The organism is Flavobacterium sp. RSP49 (genome assembly GCF_003968735.1).
In the GTDB taxonomy this organism is placed as follows: Bacteria; Bacteroidota; Bacteroidia; order Flavobacteriales; family Flavobacteriaceae; genus Flavobacterium.
In genome coordinates this window covers 31,114-56,608 of record NZ_RYDN01000015.1, presented here as the reverse complement: position 1 = coordinate 56,608, position 25,495 = coordinate 31,114, and the positions used below count along the sequence as shown (strand labels likewise).

Annotated in this window: 23 protein-coding genes, 1 tRNA gene and 1 pseudogene; 9 read left to right on the top strand and 16 right to left on the bottom strand. The window is 33.5% G+C overall.

What is annotated here, in order from left to right; translation table 11 throughout:
* Nucleotides 1-208: 208 nt before the first annotated feature.
* Nucleotides 209-438 (top strand): annotated as a pseudogene (gene rhuM / locus EKM02_RS09270) (RhuM family protein); the annotation flags it as partial.
* A 416-nt stretch (nucleotides 439-854) separates the two neighbouring features.
* On the opposite strand, the gene EKM02_RS15200 reads toward rhuM, so the two are convergent.
* From EKM02_RS15200 to EKM02_RS09235, 7 genes are all read right to left on the bottom strand, one after another.
* On the bottom strand, nucleotides 855-947 hold the full coding sequence (locus tag EKM02_RS15200) for a hypothetical protein (protein ID WP_317124978.1): 93 nt from the start codon (nucleotides 945-947) through the stop codon (nucleotides 855-857).
* A gap of 227 nt (nucleotides 948-1,174) precedes the next feature.
* Nucleotides 1,175-1,684, bottom strand: coding sequence for a hypothetical protein (locus EKM02_RS09260; protein ID WP_126454450.1), 510 nt, complete (start codon nucleotides 1,682-1,684; stop codon nucleotides 1,175-1,177).
* A 1-nt stretch (nucleotide 1,685) separates the two neighbouring features.
* Nucleotides 1,686-3,410 (bottom strand): hypothetical protein, encoded by a 1,725-nt coding sequence (locus EKM02_RS09255; RefSeq protein WP_126454448.1) that lies wholly within the window; start codon nucleotides 3,408-3,410, stop codon nucleotides 1,686-1,688.
* 12 nt (nucleotides 3,411-3,422) lie between these two features.
* Nucleotides 3,423-4,949 (bottom strand): DUF4407 domain-containing protein, encoded by a 1,527-nt coding sequence (locus tag EKM02_RS09250; RefSeq protein ID WP_126454446.1) that lies wholly within the window; start codon nucleotides 4,947-4,949, stop codon nucleotides 3,423-3,425.
* Complete coding sequence (locus tag EKM02_RS09245; protein WP_126454444.1) at nucleotides 4,933-6,153, bottom strand: DUF4407 domain-containing protein; 1,221 nt, start codon at nucleotides 6,151-6,153, stop codon at nucleotides 4,933-4,935. The genes EKM02_RS09250 and EKM02_RS09245 overlap by 17 nt, the downstream gene beginning before the upstream one ends.
* A gap of 546 nt (nucleotides 6,154-6,699) precedes the next feature.
* On the bottom strand, nucleotides 6,700-7,320 hold the full coding sequence (locus EKM02_RS09240; RefSeq protein WP_126454442.1) for an SH3 domain-containing protein: 621 nt from the start codon (nucleotides 7,318-7,320) through the stop codon (nucleotides 6,700-6,702).
* Between the two features lie 730 nt (nucleotides 7,321-8,050).
* Nucleotides 8,051-8,127 (bottom strand) — tRNA-Met (locus tag EKM02_RS09235).
* Nucleotides 8,128-8,279: 152 nt separating this feature from the next.
* Here EKM02_RS09235 and EKM02_RS09230 point away from each other — a divergent pair.
* Nucleotides 8,280-8,672 (top strand): START-like domain-containing protein, encoded by a 393-nt coding sequence (locus EKM02_RS09230; protein WP_126454440.1) that lies wholly within the window; start codon nucleotides 8,280-8,282, stop codon nucleotides 8,670-8,672.
* A gap of 54 nt (nucleotides 8,673-8,726) precedes the next feature.
* Entirely contained in the window at nucleotides 8,727-9,566 is an 840-nt protein-coding gene (locus tag EKM02_RS09225; protein WP_126454438.1) for an aminotransferase class IV, read from the top strand.
* Here the strand turns inward: EKM02_RS09225 and EKM02_RS09220 are convergent.
* The 5 genes from EKM02_RS09220 to EKM02_RS09200 form a co-directional block, all read right to left on the bottom strand.
* Nucleotides 9,563-10,123 (bottom strand): YqgE/AlgH family protein, encoded by a 561-nt coding sequence (locus EKM02_RS09220; RefSeq protein WP_126454436.1) that lies wholly within the window; start codon nucleotides 10,121-10,123, stop codon nucleotides 9,563-9,565. The genes EKM02_RS09225 and EKM02_RS09220 overlap by 4 nt on opposite strands.
* A gap of 119 nt (nucleotides 10,124-10,242) precedes the next feature.
* The gene (locus tag EKM02_RS09215) at nucleotides 10,243-10,515 is read right to left on the bottom strand and encodes an HU family DNA-binding protein (RefSeq protein WP_073017033.1); all 273 of its coding nucleotides are present in this window, start codon (nucleotides 10,513-10,515) and stop codon (nucleotides 10,243-10,245) included.
* Between the two features lie 179 nt (nucleotides 10,516-10,694).
* Nucleotides 10,695-11,642, bottom strand: a complete 948-nt coding sequence (fmt, locus tag EKM02_RS09210) for a methionyl-tRNA formyltransferase (RefSeq protein ID WP_126454434.1) — start codon at nucleotides 11,640-11,642, stop codon at nucleotides 10,695-10,697.
* The gene (locus EKM02_RS09205) at nucleotides 11,642-13,537 is read right to left on the bottom strand and encodes an ATP-dependent DNA helicase RecQ (RefSeq protein WP_126454432.1); all 1,896 of its coding nucleotides are present in this window, start codon (nucleotides 13,535-13,537) and stop codon (nucleotides 11,642-11,644) included. The genes fmt and EKM02_RS09205 overlap by 1 nt, the downstream gene beginning before the upstream one ends.
* A gap of 59 nt (nucleotides 13,538-13,596) precedes the next feature.
* Nucleotides 13,597-14,136 carry an AAA family ATPase gene (locus EKM02_RS09200; RefSeq protein WP_126454430.1) on the bottom strand — a complete coding sequence of 180 codons (540 nt, stop codon included), beginning with the start codon at nucleotides 14,134-14,136 and terminating at the stop codon, nucleotides 13,597-13,599.
* 147 nt (nucleotides 14,137-14,283) lie between these two features.
* Here EKM02_RS09200 and EKM02_RS09195 point away from each other — a divergent pair, with 147 nt between their 5' ends.
* The 4 genes from EKM02_RS09195 to EKM02_RS09180 all read left to right on the top strand — a co-directional run bounded on the left by EKM02_RS09195 (nucleotide 14,284) and on the right by EKM02_RS09180 (nucleotide 17,763).
* Nucleotides 14,284-14,568 (top strand): DUF493 family protein, encoded by a 285-nt coding sequence (locus tag EKM02_RS09195; protein WP_126454428.1) that lies wholly within the window; start codon nucleotides 14,284-14,286, stop codon nucleotides 14,566-14,568.
* A gap of 84 nt (nucleotides 14,569-14,652) precedes the next feature.
* Complete coding sequence (locus EKM02_RS09190) at nucleotides 14,653-15,378, top strand: DUF4290 domain-containing protein (protein ID WP_126454426.1); 726 nt, start codon at nucleotides 14,653-14,655, stop codon at nucleotides 15,376-15,378.
* Nucleotides 15,379-15,469: 91 nt separating this feature from the next.
* Nucleotides 15,470-16,780, top strand: coding sequence for a UDP-N-acetylglucosamine 1-carboxyvinyltransferase (gene murA, locus EKM02_RS09185; RefSeq protein ID WP_126454424.1), 1,311 nt, complete (start codon nucleotides 15,470-15,472; stop codon nucleotides 16,778-16,780).
* Nucleotides 16,781-16,893: 113 nt separating this feature from the next.
* Nucleotides 16,894-17,763 (top strand): cation diffusion facilitator family transporter, encoded by an 870-nt coding sequence (locus EKM02_RS09180; RefSeq protein WP_126454422.1) that lies wholly within the window; start codon nucleotides 16,894-16,896, stop codon nucleotides 17,761-17,763.
* A gap of 147 nt (nucleotides 17,764-17,910) precedes the next feature.
* Here the strand turns inward: EKM02_RS09180 and EKM02_RS09175 are convergent, their stop codons facing one another.
* From EKM02_RS09175 to EKM02_RS09165, 3 genes are all read right to left on the bottom strand, one after another.
* Nucleotides 17,911-20,397: a DUF5686 and carboxypeptidase regulatory-like domain-containing protein gene (locus EKM02_RS09175; protein ID WP_126454420.1), complete on the bottom strand. Its 2,487-nt coding sequence runs from the start codon at nucleotides 20,395-20,397 to the stop codon at nucleotides 17,911-17,913.
* A gap of 94 nt (nucleotides 20,398-20,491) precedes the next feature.
* Nucleotides 20,492-20,905, bottom strand: coding sequence for a type II 3-dehydroquinate dehydratase (gene aroQ, locus EKM02_RS09170; protein WP_126454418.1), 414 nt, complete (start codon nucleotides 20,903-20,905; stop codon nucleotides 20,492-20,494).
* Between the two features lie 165 nt (nucleotides 20,906-21,070).
* Entirely contained in the window at nucleotides 21,071-21,634 is a 564-nt protein-coding gene (locus EKM02_RS09165) for a porin family protein (protein ID WP_126454416.1), read from the bottom strand.
* A gap of 311 nt (nucleotides 21,635-21,945) precedes the next feature.
* Here EKM02_RS09165 and EKM02_RS09160 point away from each other — a divergent pair, with 311 nt between their 5' ends.
* Both EKM02_RS09160 and xerD read left to right on the top strand, forming a co-directional pair.
* Nucleotides 21,946-22,482 (top strand): hypothetical protein, encoded by a 537-nt coding sequence (locus EKM02_RS09160; RefSeq protein ID WP_126454414.1) that lies wholly within the window; start codon nucleotides 21,946-21,948, stop codon nucleotides 22,480-22,482.
* Between the two features lie 74 nt (nucleotides 22,483-22,556).
* Entirely contained in the window at nucleotides 22,557-23,453 is an 897-nt protein-coding gene (gene xerD / locus EKM02_RS09155) for a site-specific tyrosine recombinase XerD (RefSeq protein WP_126454412.1), read from the top strand.
* A 386-nt stretch (nucleotides 23,454-23,839) separates the two neighbouring features.
* Here the strand turns inward: xerD and rny are convergent, their stop codons facing one another.
* On the bottom strand, nucleotides 23,840-25,405 hold the full coding sequence (rny, locus tag EKM02_RS09150; RefSeq protein WP_126454410.1) for a ribonuclease Y: 1,566 nt from the start codon (nucleotides 25,403-25,405) through the stop codon (nucleotides 23,840-23,842).
* Nucleotides 25,406-25,495 lie beyond the last annotated feature (90 nt).

Genomic DNA, 25,495 nt, shown 5'->3' with positions numbered 1-25,495 from the left:
GGGTGTATACGCTTAGAAAAGTGACCCTAAAGTACCGTTTATTTTTGGAAAGAAACATAAAATAACAGTTGGAACGGTAATAATTATAAACATTCAAGTGAACTGGTTTTATAAATTCAGGTACTCCAATATAAAACTCAGTAGTTTATAGCGTGTAATTCCGGATGTTGCTCTGGTTAGCGTCCAAAAAAGTTTTTGTTTTTTATTTGTTTTTAAAGAAGGGGAACTAGGCGAAAAAGTGGTATGTCGGAATTTCCGACTAACCATTTTACATGGTGCTATTGAAGGAAAACACAAGAAAACAGCGTCAAACATTACAACCTTGATATTATCATATCAGTTGGTTACCGTGTGAAATTGTTGCAAGGAATCCAATTTCGTATTTGGATAACCCAACGTTTAAAAGATTATCTTGTTAAAGGATGCATCTTAAACGAAAACGATTAAACGAACTCAATTATAAATATTCAGAAATACAAAATGCAATTAAACTAGCTTCAACTGCTGGAAATACTAAAAATTTATCATCGCATTCATTTAAGTGGTACACTTTATACCGGAATAGGTGGTACAGTTTCACTGGAATACTTACTAACTTCTGCTTCCAAAAACAGGAAAAATCTTTGTGCTTTCCATAAGCGAATACATTAATACAAGGAAAACATCCTTACTTTTTTATTCCATGAAGGAGTGCCTCCAGACAAGAATGCTTACGAAAGAGTTATCCGAAATGTGAAAGTAAAACAAAAGTATCCGGACAATTCAAAAATGAAAATTTGGCGCAATACTTTGTAGTCATTCGTTCGGTAATGGATACTTTTATTAAAAACTGATAAAATGTTTCACTTGTTTTTTTAACTATTGCTATGTATCAACCTGAATAGTTTTGAAATTAGTAACCCTAAGGTAACAATAAAACCCACAATATTCCAAATTGTTCTGCCCAAAGCTATTTTGAAAAAGAACTGAAATAAAATAAAAAGACTAATACGATATAGGTTAATACTTCGTTCTTATTGCTTTTTCATTGGTAGAAAAAGCTAAATAGGCAAAACCAACTATTGCAGCAAAAACGCACGAACTGGTAATATCCGTATGGCATATTAATAACGCATAATAACAATGAATAATAATATTGCGAAACCTGCCTATCTTAATAAATGAGTTATTCATTTTAATGATAAAAAGGGGTTTCAACAGAAGGAGCAAACCATCTTAAAAAATGCTCAAAAATGGTTATTAATGAAAATACCAATGTTAATAAAACTATTCCTTTAATTAAAAAATAACCCACATTGCCTTTTTCAATTTCGATACTATCATTACGATTGCCAATTGAAAATTTTATGATAACATGAACAATATAATAGGCCAAGAATGTAAATAAGAAGCTAAAACCAGTGAAGATTGCTATTTGCTCCATTACTGCTACAAATGTGTTATTAATTGATTTATCCGCTATTATTAATTCAATTGAATTTTCGACAAGTTCTAACGCTACTTTTAAAAACTGGATAAAAGATAGAAGCAATGATCCAAACCAAATGGAATAGGAAGTATTAATTTTTTGTTCTGTATTTGTTTGTATTTTTAATCTTTTTGCTAAAAATTGAATTGCTATCAGCATTAGTGCAATTACAACAATTCCTACTATACTTGTAAAAAATAAACTTTGTTTGTCCATGTTATTTTGATTTTAAGGAGATTCTCCAGTTATTTAAATTTGAAATTTTATTTGATATTATTCCGGGTTTGCAATTGGGTGTTGTTGTTTCCCACATCACATACCTACTCTCGTTATAATTATAAGCAGTACCGTTTATGGGTAAATTTATTCCTAAAATGGAATGCCCATAAAATTCACTGCTTAAAACTGCCACATCATAATTGTAATGAGCGAATATAGTATATAATAATAGTGTTCTAGAATCACAATCTCCTTTTAAGCTTGCTAAAAATTCGACAGGTGTATTAATTCCAAATCTTTGATTGCCGTCGCATGATGCGTTGGGGTCTAAAAGATATTGTCGAGTGAAAGTATCATTGTACAAACTGGCGTCACATCCTTTATCCAATATTAAAGCATACGGAATATCCTGAATAAAGGAGACAACCATTTCTGCAAATTTAACTTTAGAAAGTTTGTTTGATTTATTGATACTATCAAATAATTTGTAAACGCCATTCAATTTATTTTTATCATTTTCTTTTAGGCTGTATATGATTTTATCATAGCTGTCGATATTTTTTTGCGAAAGAGGTAAGTTGTTTTTATGGTATGCAGCATTTTTTAAATCACTTAATCGGAGTTGGTATTTGCCTTCGTATTTTTTACCTTCATAATCTTGCCAAATTCTATATCGTGTAATAATAGTATCATTTGTTTTTGACTGATTATTTGTCGTATCGATTATTGTAGATCTTTCTTCAACTACTTCTAGTGGTTTATCAACGACTACTGGAGTGGGATTATATCTTTGAGACCCTTGATTGAAAGTATTAATTAACGAACTGATAAATCCAATTAAAAGTAATGCCCCAATGATTCTGAAGATCCATTTTAAATAGGGTCCTAAAATGCTAATTAGAAACATAATGATAAAGAAACCAATAAAATAAAGTATTCCAGGAAGGATTGTAATTAAAAAGATGAGGCCCAAAATCAAACCAAAAATTCCAATTATTGTTGAAAAACACCCTTGATCAGGTCCAGTATTTCCTTTTTTGTATTCCCAGTTTCCCCAGGTTTTATCATCGTGATTTTTACAATAATATTCACTTCTGGTATAATTTCCTTTAGTTTGGGTTGCGCCGGTTTTAATATTTGATGCCCGGCAGGTTAAAGGTTTTGGAATTGGAATCGGAATCGGATCTACGATTACGGGCCCAATTATTGGTCCTACAATTTCTTCAACAATTTTCTTTTCACAATCAAAAACGTAACCCGTTATGAAGGCATTAAAAGTTCCAAATACATCATCGCCGTCAGTTTGATGAAATTTGCGAACAATATCAAATTCAAATAATTGTGGTTCTAATACATTTACCCCAAATGATTTTTCATTTGCTATAATTGCGACTGGTAAAGTTGTTGGTAATTTCTCTTTTGGGAAAACAGTTCCTTTTATTTTCTCTTGATTACCTATGTTTTTAAAATCATTAGGAAAAACAAAAGGTTTATTCTCACTAAAATCAGCTTTTGAATTACATAATACTTCTGCTTCATAGATTTCAAAATCAAATAAATTAGATTCATTGTCTATTCTGTCCCCTCTATATTTACCAGTAATAGTTCCTTTTAAATATGTTTTTCTTGGAGTGGAAATTTCTTTGGTGACTTTGTTATAATTCAAACCATCCTCTCCAATGATAGGTTCCACTTTTATTATTTTTTCAAGAATATCATTCATAATAAAAGTAGATTATAATTCTTGGTTATAAATAAAATCTAATAAACTTTCTTCGTTATTAGAAATAGATGTTGGTGTGTTTTTTCTTTTTGTTCTGAATGGGGAATCTAGCCAATACTCATACTTAATCATTAGCTCATTGATGTATTCATCTGAAATTCGTTGAGAACAATCATTATATTTGGTAAGACTAACTTTTTTAAGTTTTTCTTGTAAATGAGATAATCTATCGGATGATGTTTTGTTATATTTTTTAATATTTGATGTCAATATTTCCGAAAATTTACTTTTTGTCTCATCATATTCCTCCAGAATTATTTTATGCTCGATAAGCATTCTCTGAAAATAGTAATCGGAGGTATTTATACTTCCAATATTGATCGATTTTATTTTATTTTCAAGCCATCTGTAATCTTTTGTATGAATTAGCTCTTCTCTTAATCGCTTGATTTCAGATTGATTATTTGGATTTTTATTAAATAGGCTAGACGATAAATCTCTGACTTTATATTTAAAATAAATAGGCAATAAAAAAACTAAACATACCAAGACTGTTATGAACCATGAAATAGGATTTTCAATCAGCAATAACTGAATTGTTTTGATGTAAAAATTACTTTTATTTAGTAAATGGTTTAATGCATTGTAGTTGTCTGTCTTCTCCGTAATCAGATTTATTAAATTGTTTTTATATGTGATGTAATCCTCTTTTAAACTACCGTCAATTGATGTTAAGCTGACAGTAGTAATAAAATCAGCATCTGAAGTTAATTCATCATTTAATAAATTATCAAGTTGGTTTAGAAGTTTCTTTTTTTCTAATTCAGTTTTATCTGTTAAAAATAAATTAGCATCAATTTTATTGAGTTCATTTAATTTTTTTGAAGTGATTACTATGAATTGATTGTCCCTTTCAATTTTACTATTTATAATAGCTATTTGAGCTTTGGTTGTACTTGCTAAGTCTTCATTCAACCGGTCTACTATTTTTTGGTTGAATTCTTTTTGATTAAGTAGTTCATTTTTAATTAACTCTTTATTCGTTAATGCATATAGCTTAATTCTTTCTACTATTTTGTGTTTTTCAATACTGCTTTCTACTGATGAGGAAATCATAAAAACGTTCAATGGTTGCGCAATTATTATTGCTAATAATACCATAAAACCTAATCTTAAGAACATTGAGAAAGAGGGGATTTTAATTATTTTTTCATTTTTTTGAAGTTTGTTTTTAACATTTTTTTTGCTAGATAGGGGGATTATAGCGGGAGAAATGGTATGCAGTAATAGTAAATACATATTTACAACAACTGCCCCCCATATTATACCGATGGGAAGGCTAGCCCATTTTGCTCCTTCAAATAAAGAATAAGCAAAACAAGTAGCGCTGAAAAGACATCCGGAAAAAATTAATAATACAAAAAAGCCAATGAGAGCAAATCTTGTTTGGATTTTACTGTTACATTTTTTCAATATATAGTTATCTTCTCCTGAACATGTAAAAAGAAAAAGCCGTATTTCATTAACTGCTTTGTTCATCTGCGTTTATGGTTTTTATGTATTCGTCGAGGTTTTCATCAATTTTTTTCATCTCTCTTTCTTTGTATTTTTGAACTGCATATTCGGTAAGTTCTCTCTGAATCTTTGTGACTTCTATTTTTTCAAAGATTAATCTTTCCGCTTCATGGTTTACAGTTAGATGCTTTTCTACTCCTTGCTTGTCCTTGTAATAATCATATTTTACTTCAATTCCGTATTCTGCTTTAATTAGTTCATCTCTATTTTCTGCTAAATAGTCATAGGTAGTCTTTGTTAACATCAGTTTAAAAAAGATTGGTGTTAACTCAATTGCCATAAAAAGCAATGTGATAAACAAGGATATCCAAAAACCAGCAACTTCGTGTGCTATTTTTATTCGTTCTAGTAAACCATCAAGACCGTTGGCAACTTTTTCAGTATCAGCCAATGCTTTCTCTCTTCGATCCTCAATTATTTTTTTTTCTTTTTTAATTCTACTATATTCAGGATTATTTTTAATGTCAGATATTTCTTTTCCTACAGCATCCATTTGTTCCTTAACTGCTAATGCTCTAGGGCCTACAGTAATAATTCGTGCTTCTTCAATATATTGCTTTTCCAATTCTGCATGACGTCCAATTTTCAAGCCTAAATCTTTATCGAATTTGATGAGTTCTTTATCTTTATTTTTAATTTCCTCATTAAAATTTGCATTTACTTTATCAATGTAGATTGTCTGCTGTTCAATTTGCTTTTCGCGAAGTTTAATGTCAATTTCGGTTTTAAACATCCTAATTTCAACCGGTTTTGATATGGTCATTGCTATAATCATTCCCATTAGGATACGTGGCAAAGCGCTTTTTAATTCTCCCATCGTTATGGCTTCAGTACCATCACCTTTTCCAGTACTGGTAACTATAAATCGGTCAATATTAAATATCATTAATCCCCAGATAATTCCAAAAAAGATTGCTGTAAAAACAGTTTGCGTATCAATTGGGTTTTCAATAGCGGAACCTCTTGGTTCGAAAATAGTATAAAAAGCATATCCACCTGCAATTCCTGCCAAAGCTCCGGTTGCAAATACTATTCCGCCTAAACACATGTATTTAATCTGATCAGAATACGTTGCTCTTTCTAAAAGATAACGGTCGCCACCTGCACATTTCCATAGAAATCGCATCACTGAACTTGATTTTGGTAATTGATAATAATCTCGTGTCATATAAATTCGTTTTGGTTATAGGTATTATTGTTAATTATAAATGGTTTGCTTGTAACTTTAATTTTAGAAGTGTCTATAGATAGTTTCCTTATGTCACTGTATAGATGAGGTTGTATTAGATCAGGAATGGCTTTTTCTACTAAGTCTAATGAACGATTTGATAAACTAGTTTTAAAACTTTGAGTATTTATAGTTAATTGGGGTTCAAATTTCAGTTTAAATACTTTCTTTTGAAAAAAGCCATGCACAACAAAATCAAATTCGGTATCAAAATTTTTGAGATTAAAAATCTTAATTTCCTTTTCTAAAGTCTTGTGTTTTCCAAATTGATACCATAATCCATTTCTAAACCTATAGTTGATTATGATTAGGCTATTATCAAAAATATATTCTGTGGAGTAGTTAAGATATAGTAATTCTATTTCTTTTCTTTTCCGAAAAAGAATTTTAAAAAAACGTCCTACAATTATTAAAATAAATTGCAATTTTTTGAATACTAGTATTAAATAGTTAGAAACCAAATCTTGAGATTTATTAATTAATAATTTATCTGGAAACTATATAAAACTGCCAAGTATATGTGCGATTATTTTCAAAATTCTTAACACCAACATTTGGCATAACACCAGGAGCAGATGCTCTAAAATCGTAATCACCAGGAGTTAATATAGTGTTTTTAGTTTCTTTTGGTGAAAACCGATATACTTCGACATTTAATTTTAAAGTCAACGTAATAGTGGTATTGTTAAATATTGTAGCCTCAGCATCATAGCGTGCTGAATTTCCTGAAGCTGAAATGAAACTTCCATTGCTTTTGTTAACCACTTCACCAACTTTCACATATGATTTATGAACATAACCTTCTCTGTCAGTAGCTATATCTATGACATTGTAGTAATCATTCTCTGCTCCAAGAGAAATAATAAAGATTTGGGTGTAGGGTTTTAGGGAACTAATGATACTTTCATCAGTACTTGATCCTTCCCTGAAATTTACTTGCTTTGTAATCATTCCAAGATAGGATTGACAAAAAATAGAATTTGAAATTAAAATAAGAAATAATAAGAGTGCCTTTTTTTTCATAATCAAATTATAATTTACGTGTTTGACTTTAAACTTTTTCAAACCTACATCCAAAAACAATTCTTTCTTTACGGTTTTCCACATTTGGGTGAAATTTTTTTATTTAAAGTTTCGTTACATTTATTTTAAATCAAAATAGAATGCTTTGATTGCGGAAATGTAAATAAAGGAGATTCCCAATGATTTTACAATACCCACTTTCAGTGATATTTGAAATTTATCCTATAAACAAGAAATTTCATAAATCACTTTGATGTAAAGCACATCCTTGCGTTTACGTTTTTTTCTACCGTTGACAAGGAATAATGTTCTTATTAAGTAATTTCATACAGAAAAGTAATTTTGATACAATAAACAAGAATCCCGTTAACGGAAATTAGTTTACGATAAACGGGAATATAACCTCTCGTCTATATCATGTACATTCTATTGGAAAAGCACCGGAATTAATAAAGTGTATCGTTTGAAAATTTTTCGGAAAACCTATTTTACTTGAATGGAAAGAGTAATGGAAGGCGAAACTAAAATGGTATCACCGCATTCTTCTAATGAAGTTTTGAAAAAGTACTTAAATCCTAAACTTTCATCTGTGATCGCAAACGGGACTTTGGAAATTAAGATATTTGACTAAACAGAAAGGGTACACATGAAAACTACATTGCATGTATGCCGTGTCTGTATCATACTTAAAGAATTATCAGCTCAATTCATAAAATTCGTCACTTCGGTGCGCACTGGAGTAATCAGAGGGCGATGTTTTTTGAATTATTTCCAATAAAAAACCCTTAAACAATTGCTGTTTAAGGGTTTGCTTTGGTAGCGAGACCGAGATTTGAACTCGGGACCTCAGGGTTATGAATCCTGCGCTCTAACCGACTGAGCTATCTCGCCATAATTAGGGAAAAACCTTCCCTGAATGCGGGTGCAAATATAAAAATAAAAATATTGGATGCAACTATATTTTTAATAAAAAAATATATTTTTAAAAACACTTTTTTTATGTAGTTATATTCTATATATTTCCGAAAAATTAAATGTAGGTCATGGATCAAAAAGTACGTTACGAAATCGAGTTTCCCATAAATTCTTCTCCACAATTATTGTATCAGTATATCTCTACTCCATCAGGTTTGTCTGAATGGTTTGCAGATAATGTAAACTCTCGTGGTGAATTTTTTACTTTTATTTGGAAGGATTCCGAAGAAAAAGCAAGGCTTGCCTCTAAGAAAGCAGGTGAGAAAGTAAAATTCAAGTGGGTCGACGAGAATAGTAAAGACACGGAGTACTTTTTTGAATTGCATATTTTAGTAGATGAACTCACCAAAGATGTTTCTTTAATGGTGGTAGATTTTGCTGAAAAAGACGAGGTAAACGAGGCCACACTATTGTGGGAAAATCAAATATCGGATCTTAAACATCTAATAGGATCTGTATAGTAAAATCATATTTTATGACTTATATTTGCCTTGAATAAAATTTAGGGCTTTTTTATGATTAATTTTAATGGAACTATTGTGTCTCAGGACACCAATGTATTGTTTCAAAACCGTGCTTTTCTATATGGTGACGGTGTTTTTGAAACAGTTAAAATAGTAAATAATACAATTCTTTTTCTAGAAGATCATTATTTCAGGTTAATGTCTTCTATGCGGGTGGTGCGTATGGAAATCCCAATGAATTTCACCATGGAATACCTGGAGGAACAAATTCTCTCTTTAGTAAAAAAAACGGGTCTCTCTCTTTCCTCCCGAGCCAGAATTACAGTATATAGAAACGATGGCGGGTATTATTTGCCGCAAAATAATACGGTTTCTTTTTTGATCCATTCAATAGCGCTTGAGAATACTTTGTATTCAATTGAAAAGAAAGAATATGAAGTAGATTTATACAAAGACTTCTATATCACAAAACAATTGCTATCGTCGATCAAAACGACTAATAAAATTATTAATATAACAGGAAGTATTTTCGCTAATGAAAATGGCTTGGACAATTGCTTAGTACTTAATGATAGCAAGAATGTAGTAGAAGCATTGCAGGGGAATATCTTTATGCTAATGGGTGATAAATTGATTACGCCGCCGGTTTCTGAGGGGTGTTTAAACGGCGTTATGAGAAAACAGATTTTAAGTTTGGCTAAAAAAATAGAAACTTTAGAGGTTGTCGAGGAAGTGATCTCTCCGTTTGACCTGCAAAAAGCGGATGAATTATTTATAACAAACGTAATAAAAGGGATTCAACCCGTAACGCGATACCGCAAAAAAGTATTTACAACTCACGTATCGACTCAATTATTAGAAAAACTCAACGAAATAGTCCGAAATGCTTAATTTAGGTATGGATTTTCTGGAGCATTAGACCAGATGAGGTATTCGCCGCCTAATTCCATAATCTGTTCTTTCCAGAAATGAGTGGCTGATGTTCCAATTATTTTGTTTTCATAACTGTTCGCCGTTATAATCCACGAGCGACTTTCCATTTCGCTTTCTAGTTGGTTTTCATGCCAGCCGGTATAACCTAAAAAGAATCGGATATTGTCTTTGCTTATCTCTCCTTTATTGATGAGTTCTTTAGTTGCTTCAAAGTCACCACCCCAATATATTCCGTTAGATATTTCAATGCTATTTGGAATTAATTCAGGGATATTATGAATGAAATACAAGTTGTCTTGTTCTACCGGACCACCATTATAAATCTTAAATCGTGCCGCTATCTCCGGAATTAAATCGTGGATAGTGTACTTTAAAGGTTTGTTAATTATGAAACCTACAGATCCTTCTTCATTATAATCAGCTAATAAAATTACCGATCTATTGAATGATAAATCCCCAATTATTTTAGGCTCTGCTATAAGCAAATATCCTTTTTTTATCTTATCTGTTATCATCGGATTAGATTTTTTATTAAATTTAGGTTTTTTATTTTAAGGGAGCCATATAAAATCGGTGAAACGTATAAAAAAACCTTCCAGATGGAAGGTTTTGTTATATCTAGGAAGGATAAAAATTAGTTTACTGCACCTTCTAATTCTGCTCCAGCTTTAAATTTCACTACATTTTTAGCAGCGATTTGAATAGTTTTTCCTGTTTGAGGATTTCTACCGTCTCTTGCAGCTCTGGCAGATACTGACCATGATCCGAAACCTACTAAAGATACTCTACCACCTTTTTTCAAAGTTCCGCCTACGTTACCTAAAAATGACTCTAAAGCTAATTTTGCTGCAGCTTTTGTAATTCCTGCATCAGCAGCGATAGCATCGATTAATTCTGATTTGTTCATAATAATTAGTTATTAATTGTTGGTTAAAAAAAATTGTTAATACACAAATTTAGTAGGAAATACGTTCCTTGCAAGCGTTTTGTGTTAATTTAGAGTATTTTGTTGATAACTTATTTTTTTTGTTGATAAAGTAAAGATTGTTTCTTGTTAAAGTGTATGAGGTGCCCTTTTTGTTGGTGTTAATAGACTTTTGCGTCAACAGAAAATACAATCCCGTTCAGAAATTCAGAAGTATTCATTTTCTTTTTGCCTGGAAACTGTAAAGTAAGTATTTGGATAAATCCTTTTTTTACAGCTACCCTCATTTCTTTTTTGGTGCAAATTAAACTCCCGACAGCATAATTATGTTCCTCAGTGATTAGTTTGGCTTCGTATAGCTTTACATTCCACTCTTCGTTCTTGTCGCCAAAATAACTCCAAGCCGCTGGGTGCGGACTCAAACCTCGTATCAGATTGTTTATTTCCGGCGCTGATTTTGTCCAGTCTATTTTGCAATTCTCTTTGTTGAGTTTGTAGGCTGTTCTGGTGTTGGCAGTATCTTTTTGAATCACTGTTGATACACTTCCTTTTTCGATCAGTGCCAAAGTGTCAATGACGGTCTGGCTTCCTAATTCCATTAATCGGTCATGCAAATGTCCCGCATTTTCGGTTTCATCAATTGGGATTTCCGAACTTAAAATCATTGCGCCCGTATCAATTTTATCATCGATAAAAAAAGTGGTGACACCCGTTTTAGTTTCTCCATTAATGATTGCCCAATTTATGGGTGCCGCGCCGCGATAATTCGGCAGGAGCGAAGCATGAAGATTAAAAGTGCCGAAAGAGGGCATTTCCCAAACTACTTTTGGCAACATTCTAAACGCAACTACAGTTTGCAAATTAGCATTCAACGCTTTTAATTCAGCTAAAAAAGTTTCGTCTTTTAGGTTTAAAGGCTGCAATAAAGTTAGATTATTGGCCAGTGCGTATTCCTTTACTGCTGAGTATTTTAATTTTTGTCCGCGACCTGCGGGTTTGTCTGCAGCTGTAATGACACCCACAACTTCGTAGTTGTTTTTCAGTATCGTGTCTAATATTCCCACGGCAAATTCAGGCGTACCCATAAAAACTATTCGTAATTTTTCCATTATGATCGTAAAGTATATTTATTATTTGGTTTAACCAAAATTGTGTTGTTTTCTAGTAAATCCTGAAGTACAAAGATAACTTCGTCCGGACTATTTTTAGTTTTATTTTGAATGTCTCTTGAGTTTAAATCTTCTGCTTGTAATAACGCAATTATTTCTTTGGAAAGTACCGATACCTCTTTTTTCTTTATTTTTTTAGTAATGCAAAAGGAGCAAACGCCGCAATCAACGGTTGTTTTTTCGCCAAAATAATTTAGAATCAACTTATTTTTGCATACTTTTTTTTCACTTATATACTGAATTACGGATTGAAGCTGTTCTTTTTTTAACTGATTTTGATTTTCTAAATGCTTCGAAACTCGATTGATGGTTCTGTCATCTTCCCGAACTTCATTGAAAATTAATGTGGCGTCATTATTTTTCGAATGGTACTCTATAATTTTCTTTTCTTTTAATTTATGTAAAACAGCCTGAATTTCAGTTTCCTTATGGGTTGATTTTTTAGCAATCAGTTGCAGGTTGAATGCAGTTTGCATTTCGTAAATTCCCGGATACGTGCGCAAAATGGCTAAAATAATTTCCTCGTCATTTGGATTTAAACTCATATACCGAATCACTTCTTTGGAGGGAATAAGAAACTGCAGGGTGATTTTTTCTGAAAATTCTTGAGACAGGCTAATAATTCCTTGTCGGTCCAGGAATTGCATTGCATGGTACGTTTTTAAGGTTGGGAATTCATATTTTGAACAAAAACGATGCAAATTGAAGGTAAACTGTTCGTTGATTCCTTCTCCGTAAGCGATTTGAAAATAATTGCAAAGCTTGACATACATGAGATTCAAAAACTTTTTATCAGGAAGAATAGTGATAAATTGGCTTTGAGCCTGAATGATGTCAGAGGGGCTGGTTAATAAAACCGCAAAAGCTCTTTCTCCGTTTCTACCCGCACGTCCGGCTTCCTGATAATAATTTTCCATGTTTTCCGGAAGCTGAATGTGAATGACCGTTTTTACATTGGCTTTGTCAATTCCCATTCCAAAAGCATTGGTTGCCACAATAACCTGTACGTCCTCATTCATCCAGGATTCCATGTTTTTATCTTTTTCTTTGGACGAAAGTCCGCCGTGATAATACGTAGCTTTAAATCCTAATGAATTCAATTGAGAGGAAATATCCAGACACGATTTCCTGTTTCGTACATAAATTATGGAAGGTTGTGGATTTTTCTTCAGGATTTGTTCGATTCGGAACAGTTTATCCTCGACCTCAAAAATCATATAAGCAATATTTTCTCTGGCAAATGATTTTTCAAAAATCTGTGGTTTATGTAGTCCCAGTTCTGCGATGATATCTTCTTTGACTCTTGGCGTTGCAGTGGCGGTTAAGGCTAAAAATGGTACTGTTGGAAAATGCTTTTTTAGTTCTGAAATTTTTAAATAAGCTGGTCGAAAATCATGTCCCCATTGGGAAACGCAATGCGCTTCATCGATTGTGATTAAATGGATGGGAAGATTTTTTATTCGTTCTAAAATCCAATCGGATTGAAGACGCTCTGGCGATAAATAAAGGAATTTGTAATTTCCGAATTGGCAATTGTCTAATAAATCAATCATTTCCTCGGATCGAATTCCGCCTGTCAGCGCTATGGCTTTGATGTTTCGCTGTTGCAAATTGGCGACTTGATCTTTCATGAGCGCTACCAATGGCGAGATAACCAGGCAAATGCCTTCTTTCATCATTGCCGGAATCTGGAAACAAATTGATTTTCCACCGCCTGTTGGCATCAGTGCAAAAGTATCTTGACCACTTAAAACGGAATCAATGATTTCCTTTTGCAGTGACCTGAATTTGTTGTGCTTCCAATATTTTTGAAGAATAGCTTCTGCTTCTTGCATAGAGTATAGATTTCATTTCATTGAAAAACAGTCCAAAGCATAAATCCTAAACCTGCAGACTATCTGGAAATTTCATCTAAGATAAAAAGAATTCGGTTATCCATCGTATCTTTTGGAACTTCTATGAGTTTGTACCCATAATTTTCATAGGTTTCAGTAAGATGATTGTAGATGAGTTTCGCTTGTTCGAAGTTTTCATAACGTTCGTGGTCGCTGATATAAATTTCTTCCCAAGGCGGGAGTATGAATATTTTTGAGTAGGCGTGTTCGCGGCAGGCCGTATCAAAAGTAGCAGGATAACTATCGCCTATGTAATGCATGTAGGCCAAAACATCTGGAATTCCTCTGTCTATAAATACAATGTCGTGGATTTCTTTGGAAGCATTTTGAAATTGTTTTTTTCTCCCTTCAAGAAGCAATTCGCTGAATAATAATGGTTTTTCCAGGAATAATTGTTCGATTCCTTGTTTTTTTGCTTCCAATGTTACTTCCCGGGAAATTTCGGGATAACAACAATGTCCCTGAGCTATCAATCCATCGATGATAGTAGTTTTACCGGTTCCTGGACCGCCAATGATAACTATAATTTCTTTCTGCACTTTTAAAAAATAAGGAGCAAATTTACTTAAACTTATTGGGATTTGAAAAAATCATTGCGGTTAAAGTGCGATTAAACAAAAAATCATATTTCAAAATTCATAATTCACGTTTGAAACCGTATATTTGCCTTTATTTTTAAATAAAAAATGGATAAGAAGACGGAAGAATTTTACGATAGATTAAAAGTAGAGTTGGATATGAGCAATACATGGCCAGCAGAATACTTATTTAAATTTATTGTGCCAACAGAAAGTGATAATGTAGAACGTGTTGAGTTGGCTTTTAATTGCATGGGAGCGGTTATCAAAACCACAAAATCCAAGACTGGAAAATTTACCAGTATATCTGTTGATGTGACTGTGAAAGACGCACAAGAAATAGTAGATAAATACCAAGAAGTCTCTACAATAAAAGGCATTATTTCTCTTTAGATATAAAAAATTGGGATGGGTGTTCGAATGATTCCACTATTCGAAAAGAAAACACTTAAATCAAAAAAAAATATACATTCGAATATGAATTCAAAATATAGTAAAGAAAATGCGAACGATGTCGTGCATCATTTGGAATACAATGCAGAGCGATCGCATTTGATTATTCCCGAGTACGGCCGTCATTTGCAAAAATTAATTGATCAGGCTACTAAAATAGAAGATGATGTAGAACGCAATAAAGCGGCAAAATACATTATTCAGGTCATGGGCAGCTTGAATCCGCATTTGCGTGATGTTCCTGATTTTCAGCACAAATTATGGGATCAAATTTTTATAATGTCGGATTTTAAACTAGTGGCGGATTCGCCCTACCCAATTCCCTCGCGCGAAGTTTTGCAACTGAAACCGGATGTGTTGAGTTACCCTCAGAATTTCCCCAAATACAGGTATTATGGCAACAACATAAAATACATGATTGATGTGGCCAATAAATGGGAAGATGGCGATATGAAAAGTGCCTTGGTGAAAGTAATTGCCAATCACATGAAAAAATCATATTTGAGTTGGAACAAAGACACAGTAAAAGATGATGTCATTTTTGAACATTTATTTGAACTCTCTGATGGCAAGTTGAATTTGATTCAAAGTTCAGAGGAATTATTAAATACCACTGATTTATTACGAACCAATAAGCGGGTTTCGAATAAAATATTGCCGGTAGGACAACCCAAAATTCTTAGCAATAAGAATACAAAAACAGGAAAACCAAATCCGATTCACAAGAACCAAAATAGGAAACCTTTGTAAGTCAGTTATAAGTTTTGAATTTTGTTCTATTACTTTTAGCTCGTAACTTTTTAACTTATAACTAATAATTTATAACTCATAACTGTAAAAAATGGGAATTTTCAAAATAGAAGGAGGCATCAGTCTAAAAGGAGAAATCACGCCACAAGGGGCAAAAAATGAAGCGTTACAAATTTTATGTGCCGTTCTTTTAACACCTGAAAAAGTAATTATCAATAATATTCCTGATATTATTGACATCAATAAACTAATTACGCTTCTAGGAAATTTAGGAGTAAAAATTCAAAAAAATGGGTCAGGCTCGTATACTTTTCAAGCTGATGAAGTGAATATAGAGTATCTGGAAACCGAAGCATTCAAGAAAGAAGGCGGTTCTTTAAGAGGTTCTATCATGATTGTTGGACCACTTTTGGCACGATTTGGAAAAGGATATATCCCAAAACCAGGTGGTGATAAAATAGGTCGCAGAAGATTGGATACGCATTTTGAAGGATTCATCAATCTGGGCGCTAAATTTCGTTACAACAGAGAAGATCACTTTTATGGCGTTGAAGCAGCAGAAGGGTTAAAAGGGGCCGATATGTTATTAGACGAAGCCTCCGTAACCGGAACCGCAAATATTGTTATGGCTGCCGTTTTGGCCAAAGGAAAAACAACAGTGTATAATGCAGCTTGTGAACCTTACTTGCAACAATTGTGTAAGATGTTGAACTCTATGGGAGCTAAAATAACTGGAGTTGGGTCTAACTTATTGACTATTGAAGGAGTTGAAAGTTTAGGTGGTTGCGAGCATAGAATTCTTCCAGATATGATTGAAATTGGGAGCTGGATTGGTCTGGCTGCAATGACAAAATCAGAGATAACAATAAAAAATGTCAGCTGGGACAACCTTGGTGTTATTCCTACGACCTTTAGAAAACTTGGAATTACGCTGGAACGTCGTGGCGATGATATATACATTCCTGCTCACGTAGATGGATATGAAGTAAAAACAGATATTGACGGTTCTATTTTGACAATTGCTGATGCACCTTGGCCCGGATTTACTCCGGATTTATTGAGTATCGTGCTTGTAGTTGCCACTCAGGCAAGAGGTGATGTTTTGATTCATCAAAAAATGTTTGAAAGCAGATTGTTCTTTGTGGATAAACTGATTGATATGGGAGCAAAAATTATGTTGTGCGATCCGCATAGAGCAGTTGTGATGGGACATGACTTCAAATCGCAGCTCAAAGCCACCACAATGTCATCACCGGATATTCGTGCGGGAATTTCATTATTGATTGCTGCGCTTTCCGCAAAAGGAACGAGTACAATTCAAAACATTGAACAAATCGACAGAGGATACGAACGTATTGACGAACGATTGAGGGCTATTGGTGCAAATATTGTACGTGCATAAATAACATAAATCATAAAAATTTTCGTTTAAGTAAGCCAGAAAGAATTTAAATCTAAAATTTAATTCGGTTTACTTAAACGATTTTACTTTTATTTCATCTTTAAACAAAGCGCATGTCAAGCGAACAAACAGCGATCAAGGCGACTTATTTTAGTATTATAGGGAATACTTGCTTGGCTATTATCAAAGGATTAGCCGGTTTTTTCGGAAATTCGTATGCACTAATTGCAGACGCAATTGAATCAACGACTGATATTTTTGCTTCTTTTTTGGTGTTGTTCGGAATTAAATATTCTAACAGGCCAGCGGATAAAAATCATCCGTACGGACATGGTAAAGCAGAACCTTTGATTACTTTTCTGGTGGTAGGTTTTTTGATTACTTCGGCCACAATTATTGCCTATGAAAGTATTGTAAATATTGGAACGCCACATCAATTACCAAAACCATGGACATTACTCGTTCTGGCTGCAATTATTATTTGGAAAGAATATTCGTTTCGACTGGTGATGAAAAGAAGCATTCAAACCAATAGTTCCTCATTAAGAGCTGATGCCTGGCACCATCGCAGTGATGCCATAACTTCTGTGGCGGCATTTGTTGGAATTTCGATTGCTTTGATTTTAGGAAATGGTTACGAATCTGCGGATGATTGGGCTGCACTTTTTGCTTCGGGATTCATACTTTATAACAGTTACCTTATTTTTAGACCCGCTTTGGGCGAAATAATGGACGAGCATTTATACGATGATTTAATAGCTCAAATCCGAATGGTTTCCATTCAGGTTGACGGAATTATCGATACCGAGAAATGTTTTATTCGAAAAGCCGGCATGCAATATCATGTAGATTTGCATGCTACGGTCGATTCAAATATTACCGTGAAAGAAGGACACGATCTGGCTCATAAACTAAAGGACACCTTGCTAGAGGAAATTCCGGAATTGGGACAGGTGTTGATTCATGTGGAACCAAATGATTAATATTGTGGTGTATGTTAAAACTAAAAAAGACACCAAAAGTATTTTCGAGTGCCTTTTTTTAATTCGTTATGTTTTTGTCACATCGAGTGCAGTCGAGATGTCGTTATATTTTCCGACTGTACTGCAACTGACAAATAGATTCTTTTTTTACTCCAATATATTCAAAAATTTGAGCCCAAATACTGCGCCGTCTCCTTGAAATCCATTTTGGTATGAACGAACATAATCGATACGGAGCATTTTAAATTTACCAAAACCTAAATTGTCTAACCCAACTGTAATTTCAGTATAAGGTTTGTTGTTTGACGTAGACAGCGCGTGAGCACCCAGTGTCAAAGTTGATTTTAGTTTGTTCAATAAAGGTATTTTATTCATGATATAGCCTTTGTCGTTGTATTCCGAATGCACTTCAAAATAGCTGTCGTTTGTACTATTTGAGTAATACGGCAGTAAGTTAAATACATTCAAATAGCGCGCTGACTGCCCAATGTGGGTTTGATTGCCATTAAAATGCTTGTAATCTATAAAAGCAATGTTATCTGCATTCAGAAACTTTCCCGCTTTTAGATTCAACCCTAAAACACCTTTATTTCTCAATGTCAAATCATACGTTAATCGGCTATTGAAATGGTCAAACTCATACTTCTTTTCATTAGCCGCAATTGCTTTTTCATAGCCTAAATAAAGAGTTGGATATTTTTCATTTCGGATGTTAAATTTTCCATCGGGACGGGAGGAATATTTGTTTCCAAAATTGATTTTTGCTAGCACATTAATTTTCGTCAAATGGTGTTTTTCAAAATTGGGAGTGGTGAAATCATTTGGTACCAACGGATTATTCGAAGTGTATAAATCGTCCTTGTTAAAAAAAGAAAAATCCGTATTGTTGTATAGTGGTTTGCGTTGCTGGTATTCTATTTTTCCATTTAGATTCACTCCATTTGCAACATCCTGGCTGAAGCCAATTGCCGCTGATTCCAGATTATGCAACTTCATAAAATTGTTCTTGAATGCTAGGGAACTGATCGTGTTTATTACTTTACTGATGGGTTCATTCGGATTAAATTGCTTTACAGAACTGCCTCCTGTCATATATAAAGTGGCATAATTCTGATTGTTGAACCGGTGGATAAATTGTCCAGTGACACGCAAACGATCTTCGGCAAAACCGTAATTGAGTTTTGTACTTATGGAAGTGTAGATTCCTTTACTTTCCTGATTTTTCCAGTTGGTGTATTTAAATCCTGAGTCAAAATTATATCCTTGCACCGTATTGAAACTCAATGAACCAAGATTTAATAATCCTTCATAACTAAAACTGTGTTTTTCGCTACTGTTTTTATAGGTGTAGCCGCTCAGTAGCTTCAAGATTTTGAACTTGTTCTCTTTTGTGTCTACTGAATCCAGGTATTTTTCGGAATTTCGGACCTTGTAAATGCTGTCTTTTCTAATATAATCTGTGCTTTCTTCATTTGTTAACGGAATGGGTCTGTTGGTAGTCCAGAATAAGCTGTCTTTTTTATTGGCATTTATTTCGATTCTCGTAATTTCATTTGTAAATGTTTTGGGTGCAAAAGCATTTATGAATTCATAATTGCTATACACGTAATTGTATTTTCCGGTAAATTTTATCCCAAAAGCACCTGCTGTGATTTCGAGACTTTGGGTATTTTTGGCCCAGATTTTATTGCTGTTGTTGTAACTGAAATTTTGTTTTAAGGTCATCACATCCAGAAATTCTTCTTTTATTCGGTAACCTTTTATATCCAGATCAACGGCGTAAATCGCCCAGGAGTCTTCCACTATATAAATGTACCCTTCAAAAATGGGTTCACTGTCGCGCTTTGCAATCACTTTTATTTTGTTGATCATGTTTGTATTCTCGTCAAAAAAAGTGCTTTCTAAGGTGTAATTATAGTAGTTGAACGCGTTGTTTGCAATTGGAGAAATCATTTGGACACTAAAATCGATGGTGTTGTCATAAAAATCGTAGAATGAAGATGTAGCCGTATTGTAGCTGTAGCCATTGTCTCTGCCACTTACTTTTGAGGCCGTAACGACTTCTTTCAAGTTGTTGGGTTTCTCAAATGCTATTTTTGAAAACGTTTCAGATAAGGAAATAATTCCGGTTCCGGTAGAATCCAGTGCGCCATCAAGATCACCAATTTTTTGGCCTAATATTTTTTTTGGGGCATTTTTCAGTTTAAAAATACCGCGAGAATAAAAGTCAGCATTGAATCGATTTGTTTTTTTGGTGTTTTGTTTTCTGCTGGCAATGGCACTTTTTATTATCGCTAAAGCCGGATTATTTTTTTTGTTGATGATTACTTCGTTCAGCGAGAAACTTTCTTCGATCATTTTGATGTGCAACGAATAAGGGAGTTTGTCTGTTTGTATAAGTACTTTCTGGGTTTTAAAACCTAAAAATTGAAAGACAACTGTTTGTTTTTCCTTTTTCTTTAAGTTGAATTCATAGTTTCCTTGCTCGTTGGAAGTGGTTCCATTATAGGTGTCCTCCTGAAAAATAGTCACAAAAGGCAAGGGATTTCCTTTTTCGTCCGAAACGGTTCCTTTTATTTGTGCAGTACTGACAAATGAAACTAATAAAAGCAGTAGAAAGTAGTATTTTTTCATGAAAGTTTTTTCTTTCACAAAAATAGAAGAAGTTACAAAAGAGCGTATTAATTATTTGTTAAAGATTTATCTAATGGCTTATTTTATTTTGATACTACAAAAATGACTGAATTGCCAGCTCATAACTCTTTAAACCAAAACCCAGAATAACACCTTTGGCATTTCCAGAAATATAGGATTGATGTCTAAAACTTTCACGGGAAAACGTATTCGAAATATGAACTTCAATCACTGGAGTGGTGACGGCTTTTACAGCGTCGCCAATTCCTATGGAAGTATGTGTATACGCTCCGGCATTTAAGATAATGCCATCAAATGAAAAACCAAATTCCTGAATTTTATCAATTAATTCCCCTTCAATGTTACTTTGGAAATAAGTAAATGCTATTGCTGGGTATTTAATTTGTAAAGTAGTGAAATATTCTTCAAAAGTTTGATTTCCGTAAACTGAAGGCTCGCGTTGACCCAGAAGATTGAGGTTCGGTCCATTGATGATACTAATTTTCATAAGTAGTTGCTATTTGTTTTTTTATTTGAATATCGAATTCCCATGCGGCTTATTTGGTTTTCATTACATTACCGATATGCTCATTTCATAAATCCAGTTTTTGTAAAAATAAAAAAACCGTTCCACTTTATAGAACGGTTTTAATAAATTTAATTTTTTATTTTTCTAGAATGTAAATCCTGCTGAAATTTGAAGAACAGAGTTCTTAACTTCTGCTTGTTTTGAAGCTTCAGTTAATCCTAACACATAACGACCTTGAAGGAAAATGTGTTTAGTTACATTTAGAGTTAAACCACCGGCTACTCCAAATTCAAAAGTTTCTGCATTTTTTACATCAAATTCATTTCTTTCACTCAATAGGAATGAAGCTTGTGGTCCAAGATCTAAACTGACTGTTTTGTTGAAATGAAATTTAGCCATAACAGGAATAGATAAATACCCTAATTCATTTTTGAACTCATCGACAGCATTTTTATACGTTGCTCCCTGAGTGGAATACAATAATTCGGGTTGTATCGAAAAACCATCTGTCAATTTAAGTTCAGCTACTAAACCCCCATGATAACTGGTAATCGCATCAGTGTTGTAATTATCACTGTTTACTGTGATATCAGTTCCTGATTGATTGGCGTAATTTAAACCCCCTTTAAACCCAAACTTGATCAATTGTGCTTGCATGTCTACTGACGCGGCAAGAAGAACTACTGCAACTAGAATTATTTTTTTCATAATTTTTTTTTTAATTAATTTAATGAGAGCATGTATTATAAACTGTTTTGTTTGATTATTATTGTTATCTTCTCTCCAATCAAAAATTAGTCCACATTTTGTTAATAGGAATAATAGTTATTTTTTTTAATTATTATTCTTGGTTAGTTTGGATTAAAATGTTATAGTTGAGTGCGTTGTGTATTTGTAAATTTATAATTATATTTTTTATGTGAAGAAAAATACTGTCAATTTTAAAAGTTAATTTTTTCATAAAAATCGTACAAATTATTTAGCGTTATTTACTTTCGTTCCAATAAAAACAAATCTACATGAAAAAAAATATGCTGTGCGGTATTGCCTTTTTTGCTTTTTTAGTTGCTCAAGCTCAAGAAAATGAAGTACAAATACAAGGAAATCAAGTTTCTAAAGGAAAATGGTTAATTGAAGCAAATACAGGTTTTGGGCAAAAGGTAGGCAATACTTCGTTGTACTTTAAAACATCTGATGGTGTTACCGCCTATAATATAGGGCTTGAAGGGGGTTATTTTATTAAAGATAACTTAGCAATTAAGGTGGGATTAGGTTATGGCGACGATGGTGTCAGTACTCTCACGGACCCAATTGCGTATAAATTAGGATTGAAGTATTATTTTAAAAGTAAAATTCCGGTCGAGATTTCCTATAATGGTGTAGGCTTTGGCGATACAGATGCAAATCCTGCCTACATTGGTTTTCAAGCAGGATACGCTTTTTTTCTTGGCAAAAATGTAAGTATGGAACCAGGTATTCGCTACAATAATGCGGTTAACAAATCGTTTTATGATTCAAATTTTCAATTTAATATGGGTTTTGCATTGCATTTCTAAAGTTTGCATAGTTACATTCAAAAGCCTCTCAATTTGGAAGGTTTTTTAATGAATAAAAGTGTTACTTTGTGTTTATGAATTGGACTGCTTACATAAAAAGGTATCAATCGTACTTAAAAATTGAGCGCGGTTTGTCTCACAACACAATAGAAAATTATTCGTTTGATGTACAACGATTGTGTCTTTTTTTGACTGAAAATAAAATGGAAGTTTCACCCATTCAAATTGATGAAGAAATACTTCAACAGTTTATTTACAGTGTTTCAAAAGAAGTGAATCCCCGTTCACAAGCACGAATTATTTCGGGTCTTAAAAGTTTTTTTGGTTATTTAATGTTTGAGGATTATCGAACGGACAATCCATTAGAACTTATAGAAACACCCAAAACGGGTAGGAAACTTCCAGATATTTTATCTGTTGATGAGATCGATACTCTTATTGCAGCCATTGATTTGACCTCTAATGAAGGGGAACGCAATCGCGCTATGATGGAAACCCTTTATGGTTGCGGGCTTCGTGTTTCGGAATTAGTGGCATTAAAAATGTCCGACTTGTTTTTTGAAGAGGGTTTTATAAAAGTTACCGGAAAAGGAAACAAACAGCGCTTTGTACCCATTGGGGATTTAACTCAAAAATTCATCATTATCTACAGGGATACAAAAAGAAATCAACTGAATGTAAAAAAAGGTTACGAAGATACGTTGTTTTTAAATAGAAGGGGAAGCCAATTGACAAGAGCCATGATTTTTACGATAATCAAAAATTTAGCGTCAGTCATAGCGTTGCACAAAACAATTAGTCCACATACCCTGAGGCATTCTTTTGCCACACACCTTTTAGAAAATGGGGCTGATTTGCGTGCAATACAACTGATGCTTGGTCATGAATCAATCACCACAACGGAAATATACGTACACCTTGACAGAACATTTCTTACTCAGGTTCTAAATACTTTTCACCCAAGAAAGTAATATTTTTATTAGTTTAACCTGTTGAGTGTAATTAGTTTTTGATGGAAATTTTCGATACACGTCACTTCGAGTGCGAAGCGTATCGAGAAGTTTTGTTCCGTTTTACTCTACAAAAATACTCGAACTGACGTTTTAAACAATTGTACCCAACGGGTTAGTGTAGTTTAGTTGAAATTTTATAAAATTGATACTTTTTTTATGTTTGAATAAAAATAAAATCTAAATTATAATCGCATTTAAATGATATAAAAAGTAATTATGGTTTTTGATGTTTCCTAAAACGAAAATTACCAAGAGATAAATAATTTTTAAAAACCGTATTTTCAGTGCTAAAAAAAACTTCTCCGTATGGAGAAGTTTTTTTTGTTTCTTATAATGGGAATAAATTATTTAGCAATATTCACAGCTCTTGTTTCCCGAATTACGGTTACTTTAACTTGGCCCGGATAGGTCATTTCTGTTTGAATTTTTTGTGAGATATCAAAAGATAAGTTAGCCGCATTTTCATCCGAAACTTTTTCGCTCTCTACGATAACCCGAAGTTCTCTACCAGCTTGAATGGCATAAGCATTTTTCACACCGCTGAAGCCGTACGCTACTTCCTCAAGATCTTTTAGACGTTGTATATAAGAATCCAAGACTTGTCTTCTTGCTCCTGGTCTTGCACCTGAAATAGCATCACAAACCTGAATGATCGGGGATAGTAATGATTTCATCTCTATCTCGTCATGGTGAGCACCAATGGCGTTACAAACCTCCTCTTTTTCACCGTATTTCTCAGCCCATTGCATTCCTAATAAAGCGTGTGGTAAATCACTTTCAGCATCTGGAACTTTACCAATATCGTGCAATAAACCAGCTCTTTTAGCCAGTTTTACGTTTAAGCCAAGTTCAGCTGCCATGATTCCACATAGTTTAGAAACTTCCCGGGAGTGTTGCAATAAATTTTGTCCGTAAGAAGAACGGTATTTCATACGTCCTACTACTTTAATCAATTCAGGGTGTAATCCGTGAATTCCTAAGTCTATAACGGTACGTTTACCCACTTCTATAATTTCATCGTCAATTTGTTTGGCAGTTTTTGCTACTACTTCTTCAATACGAGCGGGGTGAATTCTTCCGTCAGTCACTAATTTATGTAGTGCCAAACGTGCAATTTCTCTTCGAACCGGATCAAAACAGGAAAGGATAATCGCCTCCGGGGTGTCATCTACAATGATTTCTACTCCTGTAGCTGCTTCCAGTGCACGGATATTTCTACCTTCACGGCCTATGATTCGTCCTTTTACATCATCAGATTCAATGTTGAATACTGAAACGCAATTTTCTACTGCTTCTTCGGTTCCAACTCTTTGAATGGTGTTGATGATTATTTTCTTAGCCTCTTGTTGTGCTGTAAGTTTCGCCTCTTCAATCGTGTCTTGTATGTGAGACATTGCTTTGCTTTTAGCCTCGGCTTTAAGTCCTTCAATCAATTGATTTTTTGCTTCCTCTGCGGATAAGCCGGAGATTACTTCCAATTGTTGCAATTGACTCTTATGAAGTTTGTCCACTTCAGCCTGTCTTTTGTCTAAAACGTCTATTTTAGAGTTGTATTCTACCGTTTTTGCTTCAAAATCATCATTTACTTTTTTAGCTTTTGATAATTCATTTGAAATTTGAGATTCTTTGTCCCGAACTCTTTTTTCTATTTCAGCGACTTTTTTATCACGAGAAAGGATCACTTGCTCATGTTCTGATTTTAATTCAATAAATTTTTCTTTCGCTTGAAGAATTTTATCCTTCTTTATATTTTCAGCTTCAAGATTGGCATCTTTAAGAATCGATGCGGCTTCTTTTTTTGAATTCTTAATCAAGTTAGAGATATTGCTTTTTTCTATCATTTTTGCGATGGCAAAACCGCCTGCAATACCTATAATTCCCGTAATAATAATCGTTAATATGTTGTCCATGTTTGTTAAAATTTATAAATAAAAAAGCCTACATTAGTTGTGTTGAATAAACTCGGAAAGACAAGTTTTGAGCTAACTCACTGTTCAAGT

Bases quoted from the DNA above. Each gene is read 5' to 3' on its own strand.
- EKM02_RS09260 (WP_126454450.1), bottom strand. From the start codon at position 1,684: ATGGACAAACAAAGTTTATTTTTTACAAGTATAGTAGGAATTGTTGTA.
- EKM02_RS09255 (WP_126454448.1), bottom strand. From the start codon at position 3,410: ATGAATGATATTCTTGAAAAAATAATAAAAGTGGAACCTATCATTGGA.
- EKM02_RS09250 (WP_126454446.1), bottom strand. From the start codon at position 4,949: ATGAACAAAGCAGTTAATGAAATACGGCTTTTTCTTTTTACATGTTCA.
- EKM02_RS09245 (WP_126454444.1), bottom strand. From the start codon at position 6,153: ATGACACGAGATTATTATCAATTACCAAAATCAAGTTCAGTGATGCGA.
- EKM02_RS09240 (WP_126454442.1), bottom strand. From the start codon at position 7,320: ATGTGGAAAACCGTAAAGAAAGAATTGTTTTTGGATGTAGGTTTGAAA.
- EKM02_RS09230 (WP_126454440.1), top strand. From the start codon at position 8,280: ATGGATCAAAAAGTACGTTACGAAATCGAGTTTCCCATAAATTCTTCT.
- EKM02_RS09225 (WP_126454438.1), top strand. From the start codon at position 8,727: ATGATTAATTTTAATGGAACTATTGTGTCTCAGGACACCAATGTATTG.
- EKM02_RS09220 (WP_126454436.1), bottom strand. From the start codon at position 10,123: ATGATAACAGATAAGATAAAAAAAGGATATTTGCTTATAGCAGAGCCT.
- EKM02_RS09215 (WP_073017033.1), bottom strand. From the start codon at position 10,515: ATGAACAAATCAGAATTAATCGATGCTATCGCTGCTGATGCAGGAATT.
- fmt (WP_126454434.1), bottom strand. From the start codon at position 11,642: ATGGAAAAATTACGAATAGTTTTTATGGGTACGCCTGAATTTGCCGTG.
- EKM02_RS09205 (WP_126454432.1), bottom strand. From the start codon at position 13,537: ATGCAAGAAGCAGAAGCTATTCTTCAAAAATATTGGAAGCACAACAAA.
- EKM02_RS09195 (WP_126454428.1), top strand. From the start codon at position 14,284: ATGGATAAGAAGACGGAAGAATTTTACGATAGATTAAAAGTAGAGTTG.
- EKM02_RS09190 (WP_126454426.1), top strand. From the start codon at position 14,653: ATGAATTCAAAATATAGTAAAGAAAATGCGAACGATGTCGTGCATCAT.
- murA (WP_126454424.1), top strand. From the start codon at position 15,470: ATGGGAATTTTCAAAATAGAAGGAGGCATCAGTCTAAAAGGAGAAATC.
- EKM02_RS09180 (WP_126454422.1), top strand. From the start codon at position 16,894: ATGTCAAGCGAACAAACAGCGATCAAGGCGACTTATTTTAGTATTATA.
- EKM02_RS09175 (WP_126454420.1), bottom strand. From the start codon at position 20,397: ATGAAAAAATACTACTTTCTACTGCTTTTATTAGTTTCATTTGTCAGT.
- aroQ (WP_126454418.1), bottom strand. From the start codon at position 20,905: ATGAAAATTAGTATCATCAATGGACCGAACCTCAATCTTCTGGGTCAA.
- EKM02_RS09165 (WP_126454416.1), bottom strand. From the start codon at position 21,634: ATGAAAAAAATAATTCTAGTTGCAGTAGTTCTTCTTGCCGCGTCAGTA.
- EKM02_RS09160 (WP_126454414.1), top strand. From the start codon at position 21,946: ATGAAAAAAAATATGCTGTGCGGTATTGCCTTTTTTGCTTTTTTAGTT.
- xerD (WP_126454412.1), top strand. From the start codon at position 22,557: ATGAATTGGACTGCTTACATAAAAAGGTATCAATCGTACTTAAAAATT.
- rny (WP_126454410.1), bottom strand. From the start codon at position 25,405: ATGGACAACATATTAACGATTATTATTACGGGAATTATAGGTATTGCA.